The sequence below is a fragment of the Sinorhizobium fredii USDA 257 genome (assembly GCF_000265205.3).
Lineage (GTDB): Bacteria > Pseudomonadota > Alphaproteobacteria > Rhizobiales > Rhizobiaceae > Sinorhizobium > Sinorhizobium fredii_B.
Genome location: NC_018000.1, coordinates 2154965 through 2175002, shown reverse-complemented (window position 1 = coordinate 2175002; position 20038 = coordinate 2154965). Strand labels below are relative to the sequence as shown.

At 60.0% G+C, this 20038-nt stretch carries 22 protein-coding genes and 1 pseudogene; 6 read left to right on the top strand and 17 right to left on the bottom strand.

From position 1 onward, the window contains the following. From USDA257_RS37510 to USDA257_RS10040, 3 genes are all read left to right on the top strand, one after another. Nucleotides 1-336 (top strand): DUF6527 family protein, encoded by a 336-nt coding sequence (locus USDA257_RS37510; RefSeq protein WP_086018003.1) that lies wholly within the window; start codon nucleotides 1-3, stop codon nucleotides 334-336. Between the two features lie 81 nt (nucleotides 337-417). Beyond that, on the top strand, nucleotides 418-1299 hold the full coding sequence (locus tag USDA257_RS10045; RefSeq protein ID WP_014762829.1) for an SDH family Clp fold serine proteinase: 882 nt from the start codon (nucleotides 418-420) through the stop codon (nucleotides 1297-1299). Nucleotides 1300-1311: 12 nt separating this feature from the next. Further along, the gene (locus tag USDA257_RS10040; RefSeq protein ID WP_014762828.1) at nucleotides 1312-1518 is read left to right on the top strand and encodes a hypothetical protein; all 207 of its coding nucleotides are present in this window, start codon (nucleotides 1312-1314) and stop codon (nucleotides 1516-1518) included. A gap of 245 nt (nucleotides 1519-1763) precedes the next feature. Here USDA257_RS10040 and tnpC read toward each other — a convergent pair whose 3' ends face one another. From tnpC to USDA257_RS09970, 13 genes and pseudogenes are all read right to left on the bottom strand, one after another. Then, nucleotides 1764-3296 (bottom strand): IS66 family transposase, encoded by a 1533-nt coding sequence (tnpC, locus tag USDA257_RS10035; RefSeq protein WP_014762827.1) that lies wholly within the window; start codon nucleotides 3294-3296, stop codon nucleotides 1764-1766. Nucleotides 3297-3368: 72 nt separating this feature from the next. Continuing rightward, on the bottom strand, nucleotides 3369-3725 hold the full coding sequence (gene tnpB / locus USDA257_RS10030) for an IS66 family insertion sequence element accessory protein TnpB (protein WP_041414058.1): 357 nt from the start codon (nucleotides 3723-3725) through the stop codon (nucleotides 3369-3371). Further along, the gene (tnpA, locus tag USDA257_RS10025) at nucleotides 3722-4204 is read right to left on the bottom strand and encodes an IS66-like element accessory protein TnpA (protein WP_223843413.1); all 483 of its coding nucleotides are present in this window, start codon (nucleotides 4202-4204) and stop codon (nucleotides 3722-3724) included. The genes tnpB and tnpA overlap by 4 nt, the downstream gene beginning before the upstream one ends. Nucleotides 4205-4501: 297 nt before the next feature. Beyond that, on the bottom strand, nucleotides 4502-5617 hold the full coding sequence (locus tag USDA257_RS10015) for an IS110 family transposase (protein ID WP_014762823.1): 1116 nt from the start codon (nucleotides 5615-5617) through the stop codon (nucleotides 4502-4504). Nucleotides 5618-6212: 595 nt separating this feature from the next. Continuing rightward, a complete protein-coding gene (locus USDA257_RS10010) occupies nucleotides 6213-7325 on the bottom strand; it encodes a pyridoxal-phosphate-dependent aminotransferase family protein (protein ID WP_014762822.1) in 1113 nt (370 codons plus the stop codon). Between the two features lie 127 nt (nucleotides 7326-7452). Next, a complete protein-coding gene (locus USDA257_RS10005; RefSeq protein ID WP_014762821.1) occupies nucleotides 7453-8214 on the bottom strand; it encodes an HAD-IA family hydrolase in 762 nt (253 codons plus the stop codon). A gap of 857 nt (nucleotides 8215-9071) precedes the next feature. Beyond that, complete coding sequence (locus tag USDA257_RS36585; RefSeq protein WP_014762819.1) at nucleotides 9072-9350, bottom strand: hypothetical protein; 279 nt, start codon at nucleotides 9348-9350, stop codon at nucleotides 9072-9074. Nucleotides 9351-9397: 47 nt separating this feature from the next. Further along, nucleotides 9398-10045 (bottom strand): carbonic anhydrase, encoded by a 648-nt coding sequence (locus tag USDA257_RS09995; protein WP_014762818.1) that lies wholly within the window; start codon nucleotides 10043-10045, stop codon nucleotides 9398-9400. A gap of 336 nt (nucleotides 10046-10381) precedes the next feature. Continuing rightward, a complete protein-coding gene (locus USDA257_RS09990; protein ID WP_014762817.1) occupies nucleotides 10382-10684 on the bottom strand; it encodes a hypothetical protein in 303 nt (100 codons plus the stop codon). A gap of 44 nt (nucleotides 10685-10728) precedes the next feature. After that, nucleotides 10729-11712: a TerC family protein gene (locus USDA257_RS09985; protein ID WP_014762816.1), complete on the bottom strand. Its 984-nt coding sequence runs from the start codon at nucleotides 11710-11712 to the stop codon at nucleotides 10729-10731. Between the two features lie 542 nt (nucleotides 11713-12254). Next, entirely contained in the window at nucleotides 12255-12818 is a 564-nt protein-coding gene (locus USDA257_RS09980) for a dual specificity protein phosphatase family protein (protein WP_014762815.1), read from the bottom strand. 2 nt (nucleotides 12819-12820) lie between these two features. After that, a pseudogene (locus USDA257_RS38740) lies at nucleotides 12821-14188 on the bottom strand (ATP-binding protein). Beyond that, nucleotides 14175-14852, bottom strand: a complete 678-nt coding sequence (locus USDA257_RS09970) for a winged helix-turn-helix domain-containing protein (protein ID WP_014762814.1) — start codon at nucleotides 14850-14852, stop codon at nucleotides 14175-14177. Before USDA257_RS09970 ends, USDA257_RS38740 begins: the two are co-directional and overlap by 14 nt. 248 nt (nucleotides 14853-15100) lie before the next feature. On the opposite strand from USDA257_RS09970, the gene USDA257_RS09965 reads away from it, so the two are divergent. From USDA257_RS09965 to USDA257_RS09955, 3 genes are all read left to right on the top strand, one after another. Beyond that, a complete protein-coding gene (locus USDA257_RS09965; RefSeq protein WP_086018047.1) occupies nucleotides 15101-15370 on the top strand; it encodes a hypothetical protein in 270 nt (89 codons plus the stop codon). An 11-nt stretch (nucleotides 15371-15381) separates the two neighbouring features. Continuing rightward, nucleotides 15382-16167, top strand: coding sequence for a COG4705 family protein (locus USDA257_RS09960; protein WP_014762811.1), 786 nt, complete (start codon nucleotides 15382-15384; stop codon nucleotides 16165-16167). A gap of 254 nt (nucleotides 16168-16421) precedes the next feature. Beyond that, nucleotides 16422-16919 (top strand): methyltransferase family protein, encoded by a 498-nt coding sequence (locus USDA257_RS09955; protein ID WP_144051918.1) that lies wholly within the window; start codon nucleotides 16422-16424, stop codon nucleotides 16917-16919. A 237-nt stretch (nucleotides 16920-17156) separates the two neighbouring features. Here the strand turns inward: USDA257_RS09955 and USDA257_RS09950 are convergent, their stop codons facing one another. The 4 genes from USDA257_RS09950 to USDA257_RS09935 all read right to left on the bottom strand — a co-directional run bounded on the left by USDA257_RS09950 (nucleotide 17157) and on the right by USDA257_RS09935 (nucleotide 19970). Next, entirely contained in the window at nucleotides 17157-17693 is a 537-nt protein-coding gene (locus tag USDA257_RS09950; RefSeq protein ID WP_014762809.1) for a PepSY domain-containing protein, read from the bottom strand. Nucleotides 17694-18155: 462 nt separating this feature from the next. Next, nucleotides 18156-18599 carry a TA system VapC family ribonuclease toxin gene (locus USDA257_RS09945; protein ID WP_014762808.1) on the bottom strand — a complete coding sequence of 148 codons (444 nt, stop codon included), beginning with the start codon at nucleotides 18597-18599 and terminating at the stop codon, nucleotides 18156-18158. Continuing rightward, nucleotides 18596-18823, bottom strand: coding sequence for a CopG family transcriptional regulator (locus tag USDA257_RS09940; protein ID WP_086018045.1), 228 nt, complete (start codon nucleotides 18821-18823; stop codon nucleotides 18596-18598). The genes USDA257_RS09945 and USDA257_RS09940 overlap by 4 nt, the downstream gene beginning before the upstream one ends. Before the next feature lie 202 nt (nucleotides 18824-19025). Next, nucleotides 19026-19970, bottom strand: coding sequence for a DMT family transporter (locus tag USDA257_RS09935; RefSeq protein ID WP_014762806.1), 945 nt, complete (start codon nucleotides 19968-19970; stop codon nucleotides 19026-19028). Nucleotides 19971-20038: the final 68 nt, after the last annotated feature.

Below are 20038 nucleotides of genomic sequence, written 5' to 3'. Positions count from 1 at the left end.
ATGAAACTCTTTCAGAAACTGATCTCGTGGGTACGTGGCCTCTTTGCGGAGAGGCCACGCGGGGTGGAGTTCATTGAGGGCGACGAGCTACCGGTCCATTTCGCAACACGAAATTTATACGTTGCGCGCGAGGATGGCGAGCTGTGGAGTGCCGGCCTTAACTGCCCCTGCGGTTGTGGGCGTCGGTTGGAAGTTATGCTACTTGACGAGGTCAAGCCACGATGGGATCTCTCGATTGACAACAGTGGCCTTCCATCCCTTCATCCTTCGGTATGGATCGCTGACGGCTGCCGATCACATTTCTGGCTGCGCCATGGAGAAATACATTGGTGCTGACCAGTTTGCAGCCGCAGCAACCATAGCGTAGGTCTAAAATTCATCCTATGATTGTCGAATCAAAACCATTCGGGGGCGATGGTGGAAATCGACGAGCTTACGCATACGACAAAATACGTTGAGTCCGAGCTGACGCGACGTCTCAAGTCCATCGAAGAGGAATTGGACTGCGATGTCATTACGTGCATTCACCCGATCAGCCAGCCGATGGATGACTTGATCCGAGATTATATCGAGGACATACAGGATAAGCGCAAGAAACTCCTTGTCATCATCGAAACCAATGGGGGGTCGATCGAGACGGCGGAGCGGATCGCGGACGTGTTCCGCTATCATTATCCGGACGAAGTGAATTTCTTGGTCCCCAACTATGCTATGTCGGCCGGCACTGTCCTGGTGATGTCTGGTGACAATATCTACATGGATTATTATTCGATCCTGGGCCCAATCGATCCGCAGGTGCGCAATCGCGACGGCCAATTCGTACCGGCATTGGGATACTTGGAGAAATATGACGAGCTGATGAAGCGATCCAGTAAGGGAAGCTTATTATCCGCGGAACTCGCTTTTCTCATTCAGAAGTTCGACCCGGCTCAAATTCATCGCTTCGAGCAGGCTCGCGATCACTCGGTGGATCTTCTGAAAAAATGGCTGGTGCAGTATAAGTTCAAAAATTGGGCCGTGACTGAAACCAGTCGAAAGCCGGTTTCTGGCAAGATGCGTGAGGCGCGTGCATCAGGGATCGCGAAGAAACTGAACGACACGAAGCGCTGGCGCTCGCATGGGCGCGGGTTGTCAATGGACGTCCTAAAAGGTGATTTAAATCTCTTGATCGAGAACTTTGGAGCGAATCCAGAGTTGAACAGGAAGGTCCGTTCGTATTATCGACTGCTGCAGGATCACATGACTGGAATTGGGGTCACCGTCGCGCTGCAGACGCGCGAACGCTTTGTGGCAATGTGAAGGACGAAAGAGATGGATAAGTTCGAAGCTCACATGAAAGCAAACCCAAAGGCCGAACGTGATGCCGACACGATCCGTAAAGCCTTCGAGTTGGTAGAGCAACTACGCAATGCTGGCTTCGGGTCGGGCGAATACGACCTCGCTCCGTCCTTTGGTGGAAAGCCGTCAACCAGCCAGCGGCAGGGCAATACTGAACTTCGGATGACCTACTCCCGCTAGACCGGATACGTCTAGCTGCATGCTACCCTGGATTGGGGCGGCAGGCACATGTTGCAGACAGAGTTCGACTGCACAAAATCCGTCCGACTGGGCACGCTTTTGGACGGGAGCGCGGCCCATGTACATCGAAAATCGATCGATCAAAGAACCGATCTCTAGTGCCTGGACCTTTGGCGCTCGTCGAACGGTACAATCGGCCGGTCGGAAGAACGAACCAAGTTCTGACCCAGACGTAAGCGGTGTTCTCAGGCCACGGCCTTGGTTTCTGGCTTCTCTGCATAGGCCCACGGCAGCAGCTCGTCGATTTGGCTGTTGGGATGGCCGTTGACGACCCTGGTGATCACGTCTGTCAGATAGGCCATCGGCTCGACGCCGTTGAGCTTTGCCGTTTCAATGAGCGAGGCGATGGTAGCCCAATGTTCAGCGCCCGCATCGGAGCCAGCAAAGAGTGCATTCTTCCGATTGAGGGCGATCGGCCTGATGGAACGCTCGACGGTGTTGGAGTCGATCTCGATGCGGCCGTCGTCGATGAAGCGGGTCAGCCCGTCCAAACGTGAGAGCGTATAGCGGATGGCTTCGGCGAGCTTGGTCTTCTGACTGATAAGGGTGAGTTGCTCGGTCAGCCAAGGCGCGAGACTGTCGGTGATCGGGCGGCTCTTTTCCTGTCTGACGGCGCGGCGTTCCTCGTGGGTAATACCGCGGATATCGTCCTCGATTTTGTAGAGTGCGGCGATACGCCTGAGCGCTTCGCTGGCGATGGGCGCGGGACCGGCGGCCGACAGTTCATAGAAGCGCCGACGCACATGGCTCCAGCAAAATGCCAAAGACACGCTGTTGCCGGCGGCGAGCGCTCGATAACCCGCGTATCCGTCTACCTGCAGGACGCCGACGAAGCCATTGAGGTGTGCCATCGGCCGTTCGCTCTTGCGATCGGGCGCATAGACATAGACGACACCGGGCGGATCGGCTCCCTGCCATGGCCTGTCGTCACGAGCATAGGCCCAGAGCTGCCCGGTCTTCGTCTTTCCCCGCCCCGGATCGAGCACCGGGGCGGTCGTCTCGTCGGCGAAGAGCTTGGACGAGGCCTTCAGGTGCTCGAGAAGCTTCTGGTGAACCGGGCGCAGATGCCAGGCGGCTCGACCGACCCAGTCGGCGAGCGTCGAGCGGTCGAGATCGATCCCCTGGCGCTTGTAGATTTGCGCCTGCCTGTAAAGAGGCAGGTGATCGGCGTATTTGGAAACGAGCACCTGGGCAACGGTCGCTTCGGTCGGAATGCCGCCCTCGATCAGGCGCGCGGGAGCTGCAGCCTGGACGACGACCTCCTCACATGCACGGCAGGCATATTTGGGACGGCGCGTCACCAGAACGCGGAACTGGGCCGGCACGATGTCGAGCTTCTCGCTGACATCCTCGCCGATCCGATGCAGGTCGTTGCCGCAGCAGGGGCAGTCATGACTCTCGATGTCGACCACCACATCGATGCGCGGCAGATGAGCGGGAAGAGCGCCCCGGTTCATTCGCCGCTTTGCAGCCCGCTCCCGGCGCAGATCGCTCGAAGCCTGCTCCTTCTCCTCCAGACCGTCCGCCTCGACCTGTTCGGCTTCTTCGAGCCCCAGGAGAAGCTGATCCTCGGGTAGCGTCTCGGCGCGGCGGCCGAAGCGATGGCGCTGCAATTCCTTGATGATCTGGCGGAGCCGGGCATTCTCCGCCTCGCGCGAAAGCACCATGGCCTTGAGCGCGTTCAGGTCGTCGGGAAGCTCGTCGGCCGTCATCGTCATGGAGCGACAACAGCATAATCCAGCGACCAAGACGAGGGTGTGGGTGAGCCTGATTCAATTGGTCGCGGTGGGCTATCCCGCCTTCTCCGGAACACGCGCCTCGATTGGTGCATGAACGCGCTTCCAATCCAGCCCCTCGAACAATGCTGAGAACTGAGCGGCCGTCAGACGCATCGCACCATCCTGCATCCGGGGCCAATGGAACTCGCCATCCTCAAGCCGCTTGGACACCAGGCACACGCCGCTGCCATCCCAGAAGACGAGCTTGATCCGGTCTGCCCGCTTGGCTCTGAACACGTAGATCGTGCCGGAGAACGGGTCAGCACCCATCTCTGCCTTGACCAACGCCGCCAGGCCCTCCGCACCTTTGCGAAAGTCGACAGGCCGGGTGGCGACCATGACCTTTACCGCTCCCGACGGCCCAATCACGACTGTGCCTTTACCGCCTGAATGACGGCGGCAATCGTAGCGGCGTCCGCGCCGGATGCGATCCTGACGATCGCGCCGCCGATCTCCAATTCGATTACGCCGCTGCTCGACTTCTTTCTCGATGCACGCGCGGGCTCTTTCGCCACAGGCTTCGTAGGCACATCCAGGACCGCTGGCGCAAACATCGGAACGTCCTCGACGACCGGCACAGCTTCGAGCGGCTTGCGGGCGAGCCGACGCCAGGTGAACAATTGCTGCGGGGTCAATCCATGACGCCGAGCCACGGCACAGACCTTCACACCCGGCTCATAACTCTCGGCGACGATCTGCGCCTTGCGCTCGTCGCTCCACTCGCGCCGTCGGCCGCTGCCCGTGAAAACCTCGAACCGGCGCGCCGGCTCTTCATCGCTAGATTTAAGCGTAAGCTGTGAAATCGACATATGTCCAAGCCCTCGTTCGGGCTCAACATCGTCAATCACGACGTGATCCGGAAGGTGGGCGCAAAACACCCGTTGTCAACGATTTTGGCACAAGTAAGCACCCGTTCGAACGAACGGCCGAGAAAGATCGTCGCGCATTGGTGGAGGCGGAACTCAAGGACGTCGGTGATCAAACTCTGATGCGCGGGTTGGCTACCGCATTCCCGATTGTGCGTCCGGGGCTGTTCCTATCTTACTGCGGGCGTCGGTCGCTGCCGGCCACAAAGCGGTGACGGATATTCCCCTGCCGTTGTCCCGCCTCCGCCAATGCGCGAGGTGTATGTTCGTGGTGATGCCCTACGATTTGATCGCCTGCGCCTCCCTTGCAACCGCCCACATGAAGCCGGCCAGCTCGCGGGCAATTGCAGTGCAAACCACCGTCGTTCGTTTACCCCGTCCAGCCAACTTGCGATAGCGAGCCGTTAGCCGACTCTGAGCCTTCCAAGCGATCTCTCGAACTCTCGAGGGCGCATGCTCCATGAGGTAGAGTTTCCTTGTGCCGACCCTTGGCGGATGCCGATAGGTCCATGCGCTCTCGACCAGTAGGTGCCGGACCCTACCGTTACCCGCCTTCGTTATTCCGCCTCGTCTCACCGTCTCGCCCGTGGAGCGCTCACCCGGAACCAAACCGAGATACCCCATCAGTTGGCGAGGGCTTTCAAATCGAGTGACGTCACCAACTTCCGTGGCGAAGGTGACGGCGACAATCAGATCCACACCTCGAAGGGTCTGCAGCGCTCGAACAACAGGGGCGAGAGACCAATTCGGGACGAACTCCTCGATCACCTTCTCCAACCGTTCGACGCGCTCTTTCGAGACGCGGACCGCCTCGGCCATTTCCTGCAGTGCGATCTGATGTGCCGGATGATTGAACTGCTGCTCCTGCAGCCAGCGCAAGTATCGCATTGTCCAGCCTTTCTTGCGTGGGTAGATGCGGCCATGTTTGAGCATGAAGGCGCTTATCTGTTGCCGATGGACCCGCAATGTCTCGACTGCGGCAGCTCGAGCACGAACGAGATCTCGCATCGCTTCGTGACCCTGGTCTGGAACCCACACCGGCGTGAGCTCGCCGGCCCTCAGTAGCCGGGCGAGCGCAAGCGCATCTCGACGGTTCGTCTTCACCCTGTCGCCTGGCTTCCTTGGGATCAAGGATGGGGCGACGACTATGCATTCGTAGCCAAGTGAGACGATGAGCCGGTGGAGACCGTAACCGGTGGGCCCGGCCTCATAGCAGAAATGCACGCGATCAAACTTAGCGGCGATCCGCTGGATGATACGGCGCATGGTGACATCCGACGCTTCGATCTCGCCGACATAGCGGATCTCTCCCTCCCGGCCGGATTCAGCAACAGCAATAGCATTCTTCAGCTTGGCGACATCGATTCCGACAAAGGCTTCTCTATAATCTGCCACGGCTCGTCCTCCTGTGATGAGGATCGGCTCGGCCTATCCGAGCAACCCTCGGAAGACCAGTGTAGGGCGAGCCACCTCAGGCACGAAAACGGACATACGGTCTTACACCCAGACAGTGGTCCCAAGCCCTAAGGATTCAGTAGCTTAAGCGATCGGGCATCGCTGGGGCGACGGTTCGAATCCCTTCAAGGCGACGGATGCACAGTCGACTCCCGAGGGCGACGGTCGCATCGGCCATCCATCGATCGTCTCAGGTGGGTGGACTGCGGAAGTCCATTGGGCAGGTGCTGCGCGGCTGCTATGCGCGGATGAGCAGTCCAGGCTTGGGCAACCGGTAGTTCGCTGGAGCGTTCCACGAAGGCCGCAAGAGGCTTCTCCAACGCTCGAAGCTCCTTCCGCCCGACTTTTTCAAGATGCGACTAGGCAGTGTCGCGCGTCTCGATACAGTCCCGATCCGGCTGATCGGAAGGTCCAGCAATACGCGCACCTGCTCAACTCCAACAACTCACGCACGCTATCGCCGCCCCCCGCACCGCCGAAGCCTCCCGAACACGTTAAATGGCGATTCCTGCGCGGCATGACCAGCTGGCGTTCCCTACGGCAGAATTGCCGCGATCGCGTCGGCCAGACGGTCCACATTCTCCATTCGGCATGTTTCGCCCATCAGGCCGATGCGCCAGATGCGCCCGGCGAGCGGCCCGAGTCCTCCGCCAATCTCGATCCCGAATTCATCGAGCAGACGTCTGCGTGCGCGGGCGTCCTCCGCGCCTTCCGGGATCCATACTGTATTCAGCTGCGGCAGGCGGTGCTCCTCGTCGACAACGAAGGCGACGTCGAGCCCATGCAATCGTTCAACCAGCCGTTCATGGGCTGCGCTGTGGCGCACCCATGCGGTCTCCAATCCTTCCCCAAGCAGGCGGGAAAGGCTCTCGTGCAGGCCGTACAGCGCATTGACCGGCGCGGTATGGTGGTACGAGCGGGCACCTTCCCCGTCCCAGTAGCCAAGCATCAGACCGAGATCGAGGAACCAGCTTTGGATCGGCGAATTGCGCGCCTTCACCGCCGCGACGGCGCGGTCGGAAAAGGTGATCGGCGCAAGGCCCGGCGGCGCGGACAGACATTTCTGCGTACCGGCATAGACCGCGTCCGCCTGCCAGTCATCGGCCAGCACCGGAATGCCGCCGAGGCCAGTCACGGTGTCCACGACCGACAGCATGCCCGCCTCGCGCGCCAGGCCGCAGAGCGCGGTCGCATCCGACCGCACTCCGGTCGAGGTCTCCGCGTGCACGAAAGCGAGCAGCTTGGCCTGCGGCGCCTCCAGGATCGATGCGCGGACCGCCTCGGGATCAACAGGCTTGCCCCATTCGGCGGAAACCAGCCGCACCTCCGCGCCCGCCCGCCGCGCAATTTCGGCCATGCGTCCGCCGAACACGCCGTTTTGCGCGATGATCGCAGTGTCGCCCGGTTCGAGCAGCGTCACTAACGCCATCTCCATGGCGAGCGAGGCCGGGGCCGAGAGGGGGAAGGTCACCCGGTTGTCTGTTCGGAAAGCGACGCGGAGTTGGTCCTTGATGAGGTCCATCAATCCGACGAAACTTGGATCGAGATGGCCGATCGTCGGTCGCGCCTGTGCCGCGAGCACTTCCGGCGCGACGTTGGACGGACCGGGGCCCATCAGCAGGCGGGGCGGTGGCGAAAAAGCATTCATTCGGGCATTCCCTCTGCCGGCCGGTTCAACCGGCTTGTTGCTGCGCAGAGCAAAGATGACGGCACGAGCGGCGATAAGTAAAGTTTACTTTGCTTAGCATTGCGCTAAGCAAGATTTACCGCCGTCATCACCGTTCGCAGGTGCGATGCTCCAGCAATGCCTGCAGGGCGGCGAGGTCGATCACATCGCCCGCCGGCTTCCAGCCACTGATGTGCCGCAGGGGCCGACCGAGCTCACCCAAGTCAGAAACGACGCAATCGCCTTCCCCGTGATCCTCATCCTGGGTGTAGAGGCTCGGAGTAAGTATCACTGGCAGCCCGGCCGCCTTTGCCGCCAGCAGCCCATTGCGCGAGTCCTCAAAGGCAACGCATTCGCTCGGCGTTAGGCCAAGCTGGTCCAGCACTTGAAGATAGGCTGCGGGGTCCGGCTTCTTCCGGCTGACGTCCTCGCCGGTCACAACGGCCGAGAACCAACCCGCTGCGGCGGTCCCGAACGCCGCCGCAATCAGGGCGTCGAGATTGCCTCGGCTGGTCGTCGTGGCAACCGCCACCGCTAGTCCGCATGCGCGCGCCTCGGCGATGAGACGCCTCACGCCCGGCCGGAGCGCCACGCCCGAAGCCGTTCTGCGCGCATAAAGCCTGTTCTTTTCGGCATGCAGCTCGGCGATCCGCGCCGCAGCGTCCGTGCCGAGGTCAAGGCCCATGCAGTCGAGATAGTGGTGGATGCGTTCCTTGCCGCCCGTGACCTTCAGGAGCTGGCAGTAAAGCTCACGGGGCCACTCCCAGTCATGCCCAGCATTCGCAAACGCGTCGTTGAAGCAGAGACGGTGAAGCTCCTCGGTTTCGGCGAGCGTCCCATCGACATCGAAAATCAGCCCCTTGAGTGGCATGTCCAACCGGCCTCTTCAGAAACGGTGCCCCGAGCCCAAGGTTAAGCGAAGTTCCCCCGCCTTCAATCGGGAATCCGGGCGGCTCCCTGTGACACGCTGTCTTGCCGGCCAGATCACACGAGTGCCCAAAGCCTTGCTAAATAGATCGCCAGCGTGTCCGCGTCTGGCATGCCGCAATGGTCTGAGACGGCCTGTTTACTCGATGGCTCTGACTTCTCGCTACGAAAGACTTGCGACGGCTGCCCAGCATGGCTTTGCCACAGCCTTGTACGGCTCCGGTTATGGCCGCATCTCCTGCCTATCTGCCCAGCGCTACACAGCATCACGCCGGCGCGACCTTGATCGACCTGGAACCCCTCACCGATGCCCTCAATCAAACGGCAATGTGGCAGTGGATCGCTATGCGGCACTGAGAAATTCGCTCCGGCGCTCATTGAGGCGCTCGACTTCAAGGCTGGACGGGGAAGCCCCGGACTGTTGCCGGCGTTTGCTTCGCGACCTTAAAAGGTGGGCGATGGCGCAAACTGGCAATCGGGCAGGATCGCAAGATGAATGACCCCGCAATACTCGCTCACCTGCGCAACAAACTGCGTGGTCCACTTCAATGGGAAGGTGTGAATCTATGCCCTATCGATGGGGGTGATTCATGAAGGCTAAGGGTTTCGTGTTGCTGCTGGCGTCAGCGGCGCTTTCAGGCTGTGTTTCGTCCGGCGAAACTATCCAAGGGCCCAGTGGACAGGCGCTTCAGCAGGCCAAGTGCAGCGGGTCGTCAGCACGATGTCCGAGAGCGGGGCGCCCGTTAGAGACGTCCCGCTCGGCGTCAAGAGGCCGTTCACAGATGCAGCGCGGCTACGACATCACGGTGCCAAAAACGGCTCTGCCGGTTTGATTTCCGCTGGCAATAAGTTGCGATGCACGGTGTCATTCGCTGTTTCTGGTGACATAGGAGCGTCGAGTTGGAGGTTGGTGACCTCGTGCTCGATGAGGGGGGACGCGCCGTCGAAGCCGCGCGAAGCGATCGAGAAGCCTGCCAGATCGCCGTCGACTACGTGCTGTGAGATCGTCTCGGCCCCGCCTAACGGCAGGCCGGTTTTCTCCCCGCGAGTTGGTCGAGGCCGGCGAAGCTCTTCATCCATTTCATCTGATCACTTGCCCAGATAGCGCAGTTCGAAGCGATCGGGCTTCAGATTCCCGGCCGAACGAAATCGCCGGACTTCGCGTCCATCACCCAGAGTTCGCCGGTGGAGATGTCGAACCAAGCGCCGTGCAGTTTCAGCTTCCCGTTCGATTCCAGGATCTGCACGCAAGGGAATGTCCGGAGATTGGCGATCGAATTGCGGATCGACACGCGCTCGAGCGCCCGCTGGCGCTCCGCCTGGGTCATGAGCTCGTTGCTCTGGATTTGCTCGGCGGCGGGCTTCAGCAGGTTCATCCAGCGGCCGATGAAATCGCCGGGGGAGAGGGGTTCGGCGTCTGGATCGAGCGCGGCCTTGATGCCGCCGCAGCGTCCGTGCCCCATGACGACAATGTCGCTGACGCGCAAGGACTGGACCGCGAATTCGAGCGCGGCCGAGGTCGAGTGATAGTGCCCGTCCGGTTCGTATGGCGGCATCATGTTGGCGACGTTGCGGACGACGAAGAGTTCGCCCGGACCGGCATCGAAGATCGTTTCGGGTGCGGCACGCGAATCGCAACAGGCAATGACCATTGTCTTCGGTTTCTGTCCGCTCTCGGCAAGCGTCTTGTAGCGTTGCTGCTGCTCGCTGAAACGACCGCTCATGAAGTTGCGGTAGCCGGACAGAAGATGTTCCGGAAAACCCTGTACGCCCATGGGTAATCCCGCACCACGCTCATCCATGCTGCATCGCTCCTATTCCATTCATTCCTTAAGTTCTGCTCGACTTGAGGATAAAACATCAGCGATTCAAAGTACTAAAGCAAGCTTCTCGCGTCTGGACGCGTGCGGCGCCGTAGGACCGTAAACCGTCGAAGTGTTACAGCGATCTTGCTTCCTCCGAAAGGGCGAAGAGCGTTTGTGAGCCATATCTTATACGTCCGCCGCTATTTGTTGCCCGCCTGGCTCGGATGCATGAGGCGGCGCATGCGGCGACAGAGATAGGATGGTGTTGAAGGCTCATGTCACCCTCCATTTCACCCCGACGAGCCGTTACGCGTCCTCGTCGGCTCCGCTCAGAACGCTCACCAGGGCCGCGCATTGCGGATCCCGGTTATCGAGAAGCTCCGCCGGCGCGGTGCGGCCGATCGCTACGTTGACGACCGTGGCCGCCGCCCAGCCGTAGTCGCCGGCGGCGCGCTCGATCAGTTGCGGCCCCTGGGAGGTCAGGCAGGCCTGGGATTGCCGAATGATCTCCACGGGCAGCCTCGCGCGCTCGACTTGCTCCTGAACCTGGGCTTGCAGCGGATCGACGACGAGTAGGGCAAAAATCCAGCCGATGAAATCCGAGATCATATCTGTTTCCTTCTAGTTAACGGTGTTTCTGGGAGCAGAGCCCGTCATGCAGGCTGCTGCTGACCCCGCGTTTTCATCAGGCTCCAGACCACGCCGGCAGCGATGATCGCGAAGGTGATGCCGAGCGAAAGCGCGGCCGGGAATTTCTCAAGTCCCATCAGATCGGCGACGAAGATCTTCGAGCCGATGAAGATCAGGACGATGGCGAGCGCAGGCTTCAGATAACGGAAGCGATGAATCATCGCCGCGAGCGCGAAATAGAGGGCGCGAAGGCCAAGGATCGCGAAGATGTTCGAGGTGTAGACGATGAACGGATCCGTGGTGATCGCGAAAATAGCGGGAACCGAGTCCACCGCAAAGACGACGTCGGCCACCTCGACCAGCACGAGCGCCATGAAGAGCGGCGTGATGAACCAGCTCATCTTGCCGGTCCTCGGGTGTGCCTGCTTGACGAAAAACCGCTCGTCGTGGTGCTCGTCGGTGACGTTGAAGCGCTGGCGCATGAAGCGGACGAGCGCGTTCTTCGCGACGTCGGGCGCCGCTTCCTTGATCACCAGCATCTTGATGCCGGTGACGATCAGGAACGCGGCGAAGATATAAAGCACCCAGGCGAATTCGCCGACCAGCGTCGCGCCGACGCCAATCATGATCGCGCGCAGCACGATCACGCCGAGGATGCCCCAGAAGAGCACCCGGTGCTGGTAGATGCGCGGCACGGCGAAGAAGGAGAAGATCAGGGCGATGACGAAGACATTGTCGAGCGCCAGCGTTTTTTCGACGACGAAGCCTGTCAGATAGGCAAGGCCGGCCTCGGAGCCGAGATACCACCACACCCAGCCACCAAAGACGAGGCCGAGCGCAATATAGAGAGCGGAAAGCTTGACGCTTTCGCGGACGCCGATTTCCTTGTTCTGCTTGTGGAGAATACCGAGGTCGAACGACAGGATGGCGATAACGAGGACGAAAAAGCTCGACCACATCCAGAGCGGCGTTCCCAGCCACTCGACGAACAAAAGAGAGAGGTCCATTGAAGATCCCTATCGGCACTGCTTGTCGGAAAAAAGGTCCGACATCGCAAGAGTGCCGAGGCTCTCGCCAGAGGGGCCCGGACCAACGGGTTGCCGCATAGATTGTAATTTCATCGCCTGGCGTCAAGGGCCGACCCGCACTCTGGGGCCGCGAGTTCAGAGCGCCTCGGACGGCGGAACGTTCGCGTTGATGCCCCCTGAAGGGGCGGGAACGCCAACACCGGACGTGTGTGCTGCGCGCACCCAAGGTCGCGAGGCGACCTCAAAGGGGAAGTTGATCTGATCCAACTGCTTTGGGGAAGCGGCAGTCTGGCTACCTCGTTCACCAATCTTCGCAGCTTGATTTCCCGGGTGAGAAGCGTCGCTTTTCATTGCTGCAGCTCGATTTGCTCAGATATGGCTAAAGCGTCGTCGACCTCGATCCCGAGGTACCGCACGGTGCTCTCCCATGAAGGGCTGCGACACGGTTTTATTGAAGCCGATCGGCAGTGGCATGTCGCGCAGCCGAAGCCGGGCACGAAGCGGATCAAACGCAGAGCATTTCAACTCGTCAGATGAAAGACGAGCTTTTCCAGGTTCTCCCAGGTCTCATCCATGGCAAAGGCGGCGGAAATGTATGGGATACCGATGTGGCCGTAGCGGGCCGATAGCTGCCGTTCCGAGGTCTCTTCGTCGATCCGCGCGATCTGCTGAAGGTAGAGCATTGAGGCCAGGCCCGTTCTGTCAGCGCCGGCCTGGCAATGGACGAGTATCGGTTTTTGTGCCTTCTGCAGCAGCGCGATCAGTTGTCGCGCCTGCTGCGGCGACACGCGCCGGGAGGCTGACAGACGGAAATCGACATGAGCAATGCCGGCTCGGTTGGACGCCTCCACCTCCTGCAAATACCAGGCTTCCCTGCTCTCGCCCCGCAGATTCACGATGGTTTTGATGCCATATTGCCGTGCATAGCTCGCGATGTCCGAGGCAGAGGGCTGTGCCGATCGGTAAAGCTCCCCCGGCAGCACCTCGTGGAAATTGCCGGTGAGTTGGAGGACGCCCAGATAGCCGCCGAACATGAGCGCAGTTGCGCCGGCCGAGCCTGCGATCACCTTCAAAAATCTCTTCATATCTAACTCAGTTGTTGCGGAGGAAAATGGATAGCCGCTTGCAGACCTGGCTGTCGCCCCTCGAGCACGACGCTGGCCGAGTGCAGATCGGCGATTGCCTTCACGAGAGTAAGACCGAGGCCGCTGCCGGGTGTCGTTCGACTCTTGTCGAGCCGGTACAGGCGCCGGAACACGAGCTCGCGCTCCCCTGCCGGGATCCCAGGGCCGTCGTCGGCGACGGTGGCCCGCAAGCTTCCATCATCCTGCGTCAGCGTCATCCTGATCAGTGTTTTCGGTGGGCAATGGGTGATGGCATTTTCGACCAGATTGACGAAAAGTTGAGTAAGCAACTCGCGGTCACCCTCGATCAAACAGGGAGGCTTCACTTCTGATGTGAACTCGAGCTCCTGTTCGCTATCTTCAGCGACGCTGCGATAGATCTCCGCAACCGACTTCATGACGTCGAACAGGTCGACGGGCTTGAATCGCGTCTTCCGCGCGCCCGCTTCGATCTGCGATATCCGCAGCAAGGCTTGGAAGGTCGAGTTGATCCGGTCGCTCTCCTCGCAGGCCTCGACGAGGCAATCCTGGACGTCCTCGTTTCGTTCGGCTCGTTGCATTGCCTGCTCGATCGTCACTCGCAACCGATTGAGCGGCGTCTTCAGGTCATGCCGATATCGGAGCTGACCTGACGCATGCCCTCGACCAGCCCCGAGAGGCGATCCAGCGCCTCGTTCATATGTTTGGAGACGATGTCGATGTCGTCATCGTTCCCGCGCAGCGGGGATGCGCACAGCGAGATTGCCGTTCGAGACCTCGCTCATTGTGCGCGCAATGCCCTCCAGTCGATGCTGAGCGCGGTTGGCGAGAAAGGCGCCACCCGCGAAAGCCAAGGCGACGATCACCCCTGAGGCCCATGCGAAACTCGCCAAAGCGATTTCCTCGAGTTCGTCGGTTTCGGCGAAACTATGACCAACGACGAGCCGATACTTGCCCACATCGCCAGCGACTATCCGAAAACGCTCGACGCCTTTCAGCCCCAGGTCCGAGGCGCTAACCGTCGCCAGGCCAGTATCACTTGAGGCGGATGCAAGATTGCCGGCCAGTCGCTCGCCCTGTTCATCGATCAGCAGATACACCTGACCCTCCGACCGCTTGAGCTTGGCGAAGCTTTCGATCGCTGCGATGAGGTCCTGCGGATCGCCACCTGAGTAAGTTGATGCCATTACCGAATAGGTCTCGCGCACGGAGGTATCGAGCGCCTCGACCAATTCCCGCTTCAGCAATGCGTAAATGATGGCTCCGGTGACGAGGAACGCCAGCACGAAGAGGAAGCCAAACGTGAGCGCCAAACGGAAGGGAGTGCTTCGCAGCAGTCTAGCGGCGTGCATCAAGGCGATACCCGGTATTGCGCACGGTGTGGAGCAGCGGCGCGTCAAATGGTTTGTCGATCTTGGCTCTTAGCCGGCTGATATGAGTTTCGACGACGCTGGTCTTAGGGTCGAAGTGGAAATCCCACACGCGTTCGAGAAGCATCGTTCGCGTCAGCACCCTCCCTTCCGCGCGCATCAGGACTTCGAGCAACGTGAATTCCCGCGGCTGCAGGTCGATTAGCTGTCCTCGGCGAGTAACCTGACGCTTGACGATGTCCATCTCGAGATCGGCAAAGCGAAGTACCGTTTTCTGGTCCTGCGCAGGAGGGCGCCGGGAAAGAGCGTTGACACGGGCGAGCAGTTCCGAAAAGGCGAATGGCTTTGTCAGGTAATCGTCGCCGCCCGCCTCAAGTCCCTCGACCCGGTCGTCGACGCCACCGACCGCTGTCAGAAACAACACGGGAGTTTTCACTTTCGCGGCGCGGACCACTTTTACGAGGGAAAGCCCGTCCAGACCCGGAAGCATGCGGTCCACGATCATCACGTCGTACGGCTCACGGCTAGCCTGAAAAAGGGCGTCACGACCGTCCTCGATGAGGTCGCAAACATGGCCCGCTTCGGAAAGCCCCCTGGAAATGTACCCCGATGTCTTTTGGTCGTCCTCAACGACGAGGATGCGCATTGCCGGTCCGCCTCTCAAAGCCTTCGGCTCCATGAATGGCGCAGTATTGTGTCCTGAACCTGTTCGAATACTTACAAATCCGTAAGACACGGCTTGGCCGCGCTTTTCCCGAGAAGTTCCTTACGAAACCGTATTCTCGCGGCAAGACGCTCGTATGGCCGCCTCTCTACAACTGTTGCACCGGTGGTGCCAGCGCCGCCGCCGGCGTCCCAAACAACGGCCTGAGAGCCGCTCCCATGGAGGTTCCAATGAAAGCAACAGTTGCCGCAATCCTGACCGTCGCCTCAGCGCTCATCGCCATTCCTGCTCATGCCGGTGGCCCTGTTCCATGTGAGACTATGCTGAAGGACATGAGGGCCTCGAAGGCCGCGGCGAAGCTTGGCGCCGCCGATATGGCGAGGGTCAATGACCTGGAGGCCAAGGCCGTGGAGCGTTGCAATGCGGACGATGACACCCGTTCGGACATGTTTCTCTCCGACGCCATGAAGATTTTGGGAAAAGCTGGATCGAGCCTGTGAGGAGAACAGTGATGACGCAGGCAAGAGCTCTCGGGCGCCCCAATCGTGTTCCACCCGTAACCGTCGATTTCTGGCTGATCAAGCTCATGGCCGTCACCATGGGTGAAACGGCCGCCGACTACCTTGCAGTGAACATGGGACTCGGCCTGACCGCCACATCCATGATCATGAGCGCTTTGCTCGTCGCAGCGATTGCGCTCCAATTTGCTCAGAAGCGCTATGTGCCGTTCTTTTACTGGGTGGCTGTGGTGCTTATCAGCATTGTCGGTACGCTTGTCACCGACAACCTGACTGACAACCTCAATTTGCCGCTGGAGGTTTCGACAGTTGTCTTCAGCATCGCCCTCATCATGACGTTCATGGTTTGGAAAGCCTGCGAACGAACGCTGTCCATCCATTCAATCACGACGGCGCGACGCGAGGTGTTCTACTGGCTGTGCATTCTCTTTACATTCGCTCTCGGAACGGCGCTCGGCGATCTGATCTCCGAGAACTTCGGCTTCGGGTATCTCACGACCGGGTTCGTCTTCGCGGTTGTGATCGGCATGATCGTGGTCGCATACTCCGTGGGGAAGACGGGCGCTGTCCTGACATTTTGGCTTTGCTATATCTTCACCCGGCCGCTCGGAGCCTCGCTCGGCGACTACTTGGCGCAACCGTCGGACTACGGCGGCCTTGGATTCGGTACGATCTATACCAGCCTCATGTTCCTGCTGATCATCGCCGCGATCGTCGTCTACATGACTGTTAGCCGCGCGCCCGAGAGGGCGGCCGATCCCGAAAAAGGTCTGGCCTGACACTCTGTCCGGGCCCTTGGGGCAGGCCGAGGGCCTGAATTTGCGGTTCACCATTCGCCACCTTGTTGGTCGAGAATGACTCTCCGCGTGGCGCAACATCTGGTCGGAGTTGCTACGTGAGAAGACCCGCTATCCATTCTGTTACGCAGCCCCCGGTGGATCAAAGTAAAAGGCTGCGATTTCTTCGTTATCTTGGTGCCTTCGGACTGATCGGGCTGTTGCTGACGCGACCCGCCTGGAACGAGGCGTCTCCCATGCATGAGGTGACAGAACTCCTCGGCCTTGCCCTCGTGCTCCTTTGCGTCTTCGGTCGGCTCTGGAGCACTCTCTACGTCGGTGGCCGCAAAAATACGGAATTGGTCATCAGCGGTCCCTACTCGGTCAGCAGGAATCCGCTTTATCTCTTCTCGACATTGGGATCTTTCGGGAGTGGTCTGCTGTTCGGCTCGATCACCGCCGCGACTTTGTTGGGTGTGACGACGTACCTCGTATTTTTCGCGACGGCGCGACAAGAGGAGCGCTACTTGCATGCCCGATTTGGCGCCGAATATGAGTCGTACGCCGGCAGGACACCCTTGTTTTGGCCCAGGCTGTCTTCATACCGGGAACCACGCGAAACCAGTTTTTCGCCCAATGCTATCTGGCGGACCTTCAGCGACGCATGCTTCTTTTTCATGGTCCTCCCGCTGGCCGAAATATCCGCGTACCTTCATGCCCAGGGATACGTTCCAACCGTCCTCAGGATGTATTGATCTTTGGCTGGAGCAAGCTCGGGGGGCATCCTCCTGGTCGGGATCAAACCCGCCCGAGCTCACCCGAACCGAAACTCAGGGGCAGGAGTTGGTCTACCCGCCTACGCGCGTTCTCTATGGCTTCTTCTCGCCGGTCTCGCTTGACGCATAATCAGGCCGGTGCCGTCCCATGCGCAAGCCAATACGGCCCCGAAGATCGTCAGGGCCGCATCCAGGACAGCTAAAACAAAGAAGCGACTATTCGTCGTCTGACGATCCGTTACCCGCCTCGCGGCCTCCGGCGTCTGTGACCTCCTTCACCTCGCCCGTCTGACCGTCAACCGACACTTCTTTCGAGCCAGTTGCAGTCATGAGCTCGACCTCGAATGTGGCAATCTGTTGCTCATCGTCCAGCGCGGCATCGACGGCTTTGCCGCCGAATTTTTTCTCCGCCGCCGCGATCGCATCGGCGAGGCGGAGCTTGCTGCTGCTTAGCCTCGCATATTCTGTGGCATCGTCGGTGCCAGGCAGGTGTTCGGCAGCAGCTGCGGGATTCACGGACGCGATGCCGCAGGCGACCGATGCGGTTGCGACACTGGCGGCGAACGCAACGCTCAAAAGGCTCATGTTACTCATCTTGAACTCCATGTTGCGGTTCAGGATCGAACCGCAGAAGATAATGAGCGTGGCGCCTGTACTGTGCTTTGCCAGTGTCTTACGATTTTGTATGCGGCGGTCACCGTCGGCCCCGGCGATGCTGGGTGCCGAGGTATTGTATTGGGGAGGACGAAGCATTCATTTGACGGAGTGTCATTGAGGTTTTGGACGGCCGTGGCCCTAAGGGACAAACGGCCGACTTCCGAACGCGGCCCCGGCCGCACCGGCGAGTCCACCAGCTGTGTGGTCAGCCGATGTACCGGTAAGCAAAAAAGCTAAAAAGCGCAAGCCTCCAAGGAAAGGCGGATGTCATCCGCCGGCTCCATTTACTGGCAACGCCCTGCCGATCGGGCCGACGCGTCTTTCCGGTCGCGGTGTTCTCTTAGTTTGGTTTTGAAAATCGTCAATCAGGTCTTTCTGCTACGGTCGCGAACGCAAGCGCAATGTCGGCCTTTGTGAGATGCTGCATTGCTTTGTGAATCGAGACCTACCTCCTTCGTGCGCCCTGCATCACAAGCACCACCGTCGCCTTTGGCGGGCAGCCAGGCACGTGACAAGCGAGCTCATTGACGGAGACGACGGATCGTCGGACAGCGTGTCTCACGACCTATTTGCAGTGATCAGGTGCAAGGCAGAATTGCCCCTTGTGACCGCCGCTGCTGATAGCTTGCGATCGAATGTCGCCAGCTGCCCGCCACGCGCCTTGGCAAGCGCAAGCAGATAGGTGTCAGTTACCTGCCCCGAAGTTAGGATTTTCGTGGGAGCGATATCGCTTGACCCGACAAGACTCACATTGTCCGGCCAAAAACTATGACCGGGGAGCGACCGCAATTTGCCGACGATCTCCATCACGAGTGACGGTGAACCGGGAGAATTGGGATATTTGGGATTGCCGACGATCCGGATGACACCATTTTCGGTTATAGGGCAGGTGGCCCACGCGGTCTGACCTACCGCCGCGAACCATTCGTGCGCATCATCATGGGCCACATGGCCCGGATCGATTAAGGCAATCAGCACATTGACGTCGAGCAGGAAAGTCACGGCAGTTCGTCACGCAAGGCGTTGACGATTTCGAGCGTCACTGGCGGCGCATCCGGCCGAGATGACAGGAGAGGAATTCCATTGCGCTCGCCGCTGCTGCTCGGTCGGCGCAGAGAACGTCTCGCCAGCTCGGAAATGACCTCGCCGACGCTCCGGTGCTGCTGGGATGCCATCGCCTTTGCGGCGATCAGGACATCGTCGTCGATTGCCAGGGTCGTTCTCATATTCGCCTCATCGCGCATCAATCATCACGCATCATATAGAGCAAGAGGTCGGCCTTCTCAAGGTTGATGCCGAAGGAAGACGCAGTCATTTTAGGCCAATCTGTTCACCGCCGAAAACGGTTGAAATTGTCGAAATCAGATTCTCCAGTCTGTGCGCGAACCGATGGGTCGCAGGCTCGAATCTGTTCAAGGCGCCCAAGGTTCAAATCTCCACGGACGATGCTTGCGGCACGCCGACAGATTCTGGCTTGCTGAACACGGTGATCGCAGAGATCACACCGATGAACTGTAGGACGGCCCCGATCGCCTCCGCTGCGGTGGGCCACCGCCCTTCCAAAACGAAGCCGTAGGCAAGACCGAACACTGTTTCGGCGACGATCAGCTGAGCCGAGAGCGCCAACGGAAGGCGGCGCGAGGCGACGACCCAGCACCATGTCGCGAACCATGATCCAGCAAGGCCCATGAGGAGTGCCCATGCAATAAACCGAAACGTGTCGAAAGCCGGAAGGGCGTCTGATGCTCCGAACGAGCTCAGGGGCAACAGCACGAGACTTCCAAGTGCAGCGCCGATGCCTTGGAGCCCGGTCCAGCGCAAGCCATCCGGCGCGTCGGGCGCACTCATGACCGCCGCATTCACCATGCCATAGACAATCCAGATGCAAAGGGCGGCGCAGGCCGAAAGCATGCCGAGCAGGATCGCGCCGGTATCCACCGACTGGACCGTTCGGATGGCCGCGATGTTCACGATCGCCACGCCGACAGCGATCAGGACGAGCGGAAGCGCAAGCGCACGCCAAGAGACTGAGCGTTCGCGCAGGTTCGCGATGACGGCGAGAAACACCGGCATGGTGCCGATGATCAGCGGCGGGATCGCGGCGCCGGCGAGCCGAACCGCAAAAGCTGCGCTGACGAAATAGCCGACATAGCCCACGCCTCCAAGGAGAAGGCCGATTGCGCTGCGGGGCAACGCGATGCCGGTTGGGCGAAAGCGCGGATGCAGCATCAGCAGCAGGCAGGCAATCCCGAAAACGCAATAGCGCGCAATCGTCAGATCCCAGGCCGAGAAGGGTTCAACGGCGCGCGGCGCGACGAAAGTCAGGCCCCACAATGCACAGGTCGTGAGGCCGGCGATGATACCGATTGGCATGAATTGCTCCTTTTTCAGCAATCATGCGAGGCAAGATCGTCGATTTCCATGGATGGATGTGGCCGGAT

Bases quoted from the DNA above. Each gene is read 5' to 3' on its own strand.
- USDA257_RS10040 (WP_014762828.1), top strand. From the start codon at position 1,312: ATGGATAAGTTCGAAGCTCACATGAAAGCAAACCCAAAGGCCGAACGT.
- USDA257_RS09970 (WP_014762814.1), bottom strand. From the start codon at position 14,852: ATGCGCATCCTCGTCGTTGAGGACGACCAAAAGACATCGGGGTACATT.
- USDA257_RS10010 (WP_014762822.1), bottom strand. From the start codon at position 7,325: ATGAATGCTTTTTCGCCACCGCCCCGCCTGCTGATGGGCCCCGGTCCG.
- USDA257_RS09950 (WP_014762809.1), bottom strand. From the start codon at position 17,693: ATGCTTCGTCCTCCCCAATACAATACCTCGGCACCCAGCATCGCCGGG.
- USDA257_RS09955 (WP_144051918.1), top strand. From the start codon at position 16,422: ATGCATGAGGTGACAGAACTCCTCGGCCTTGCCCTCGTGCTCCTTTGC.
- USDA257_RS36585 (WP_014762819.1), bottom strand. From the start codon at position 9,350: ATGGATGAAGAGCTTCGCCGGCCTCGACCAACTCGCGGGGAGAAAACC.
- USDA257_RS09995 (WP_014762818.1), bottom strand. From the start codon at position 10,045: ATGGGCGTACAGGGTTTTCCGGAACATCTTCTGTCCGGCTACCGCAAC.
- USDA257_RS37510 (WP_086018003.1), top strand. From the start codon at position 1: ATGAAACTCTTTCAGAAACTGATCTCGTGGGTACGTGGCCTCTTTGCG.
- tnpC (WP_014762827.1), bottom strand. From the start codon at position 3,296: ATGACGATGACGGCCGACGAGCTTCCCGACGACCTGAACGCGCTCAAG.
- USDA257_RS09980 (WP_014762815.1), bottom strand. From the start codon at position 12,818: ATGAAGAGATTTTTGAAGGTGATCGCAGGCTCGGCCGGCGCAACTGCG.
- USDA257_RS09935 (WP_014762806.1), bottom strand. From the start codon at position 19,970: ATGCCAATCGGTATCATCGCCGGCCTCACGACCTGTGCATTGTGGGGC.
- USDA257_RS09940 (WP_086018045.1), bottom strand. From the start codon at position 18,823: ATGAGAACGACCCTGGCAATCGACGACGATGTCCTGATCGCCGCAAAG.
- USDA257_RS09990 (WP_014762817.1), bottom strand. From the start codon at position 10,684: ATGATCTCGGATTTCATCGGCTGGATTTTTGCCCTACTCGTCGTCGAT.
- USDA257_RS09960 (WP_014762811.1), top strand. From the start codon at position 15,382: ATGACGCAGGCAAGAGCTCTCGGGCGCCCCAATCGTGTTCCACCCGTA.
- USDA257_RS09985 (WP_014762816.1), bottom strand. From the start codon at position 11,712: ATGGACCTCTCTCTTTTGTTCGTCGAGTGGCTGGGAACGCCGCTCTGG.
- USDA257_RS09965 (WP_086018047.1), top strand. From the start codon at position 15,101: ATGAAAGCAACAGTTGCCGCAATCCTGACCGTCGCCTCAGCGCTCATC.
- USDA257_RS10005 (WP_014762821.1), bottom strand. From the start codon at position 8,214: ATGCCACTCAAGGGGCTGATTTTCGATGTCGATGGGACGCTCGCCGAA.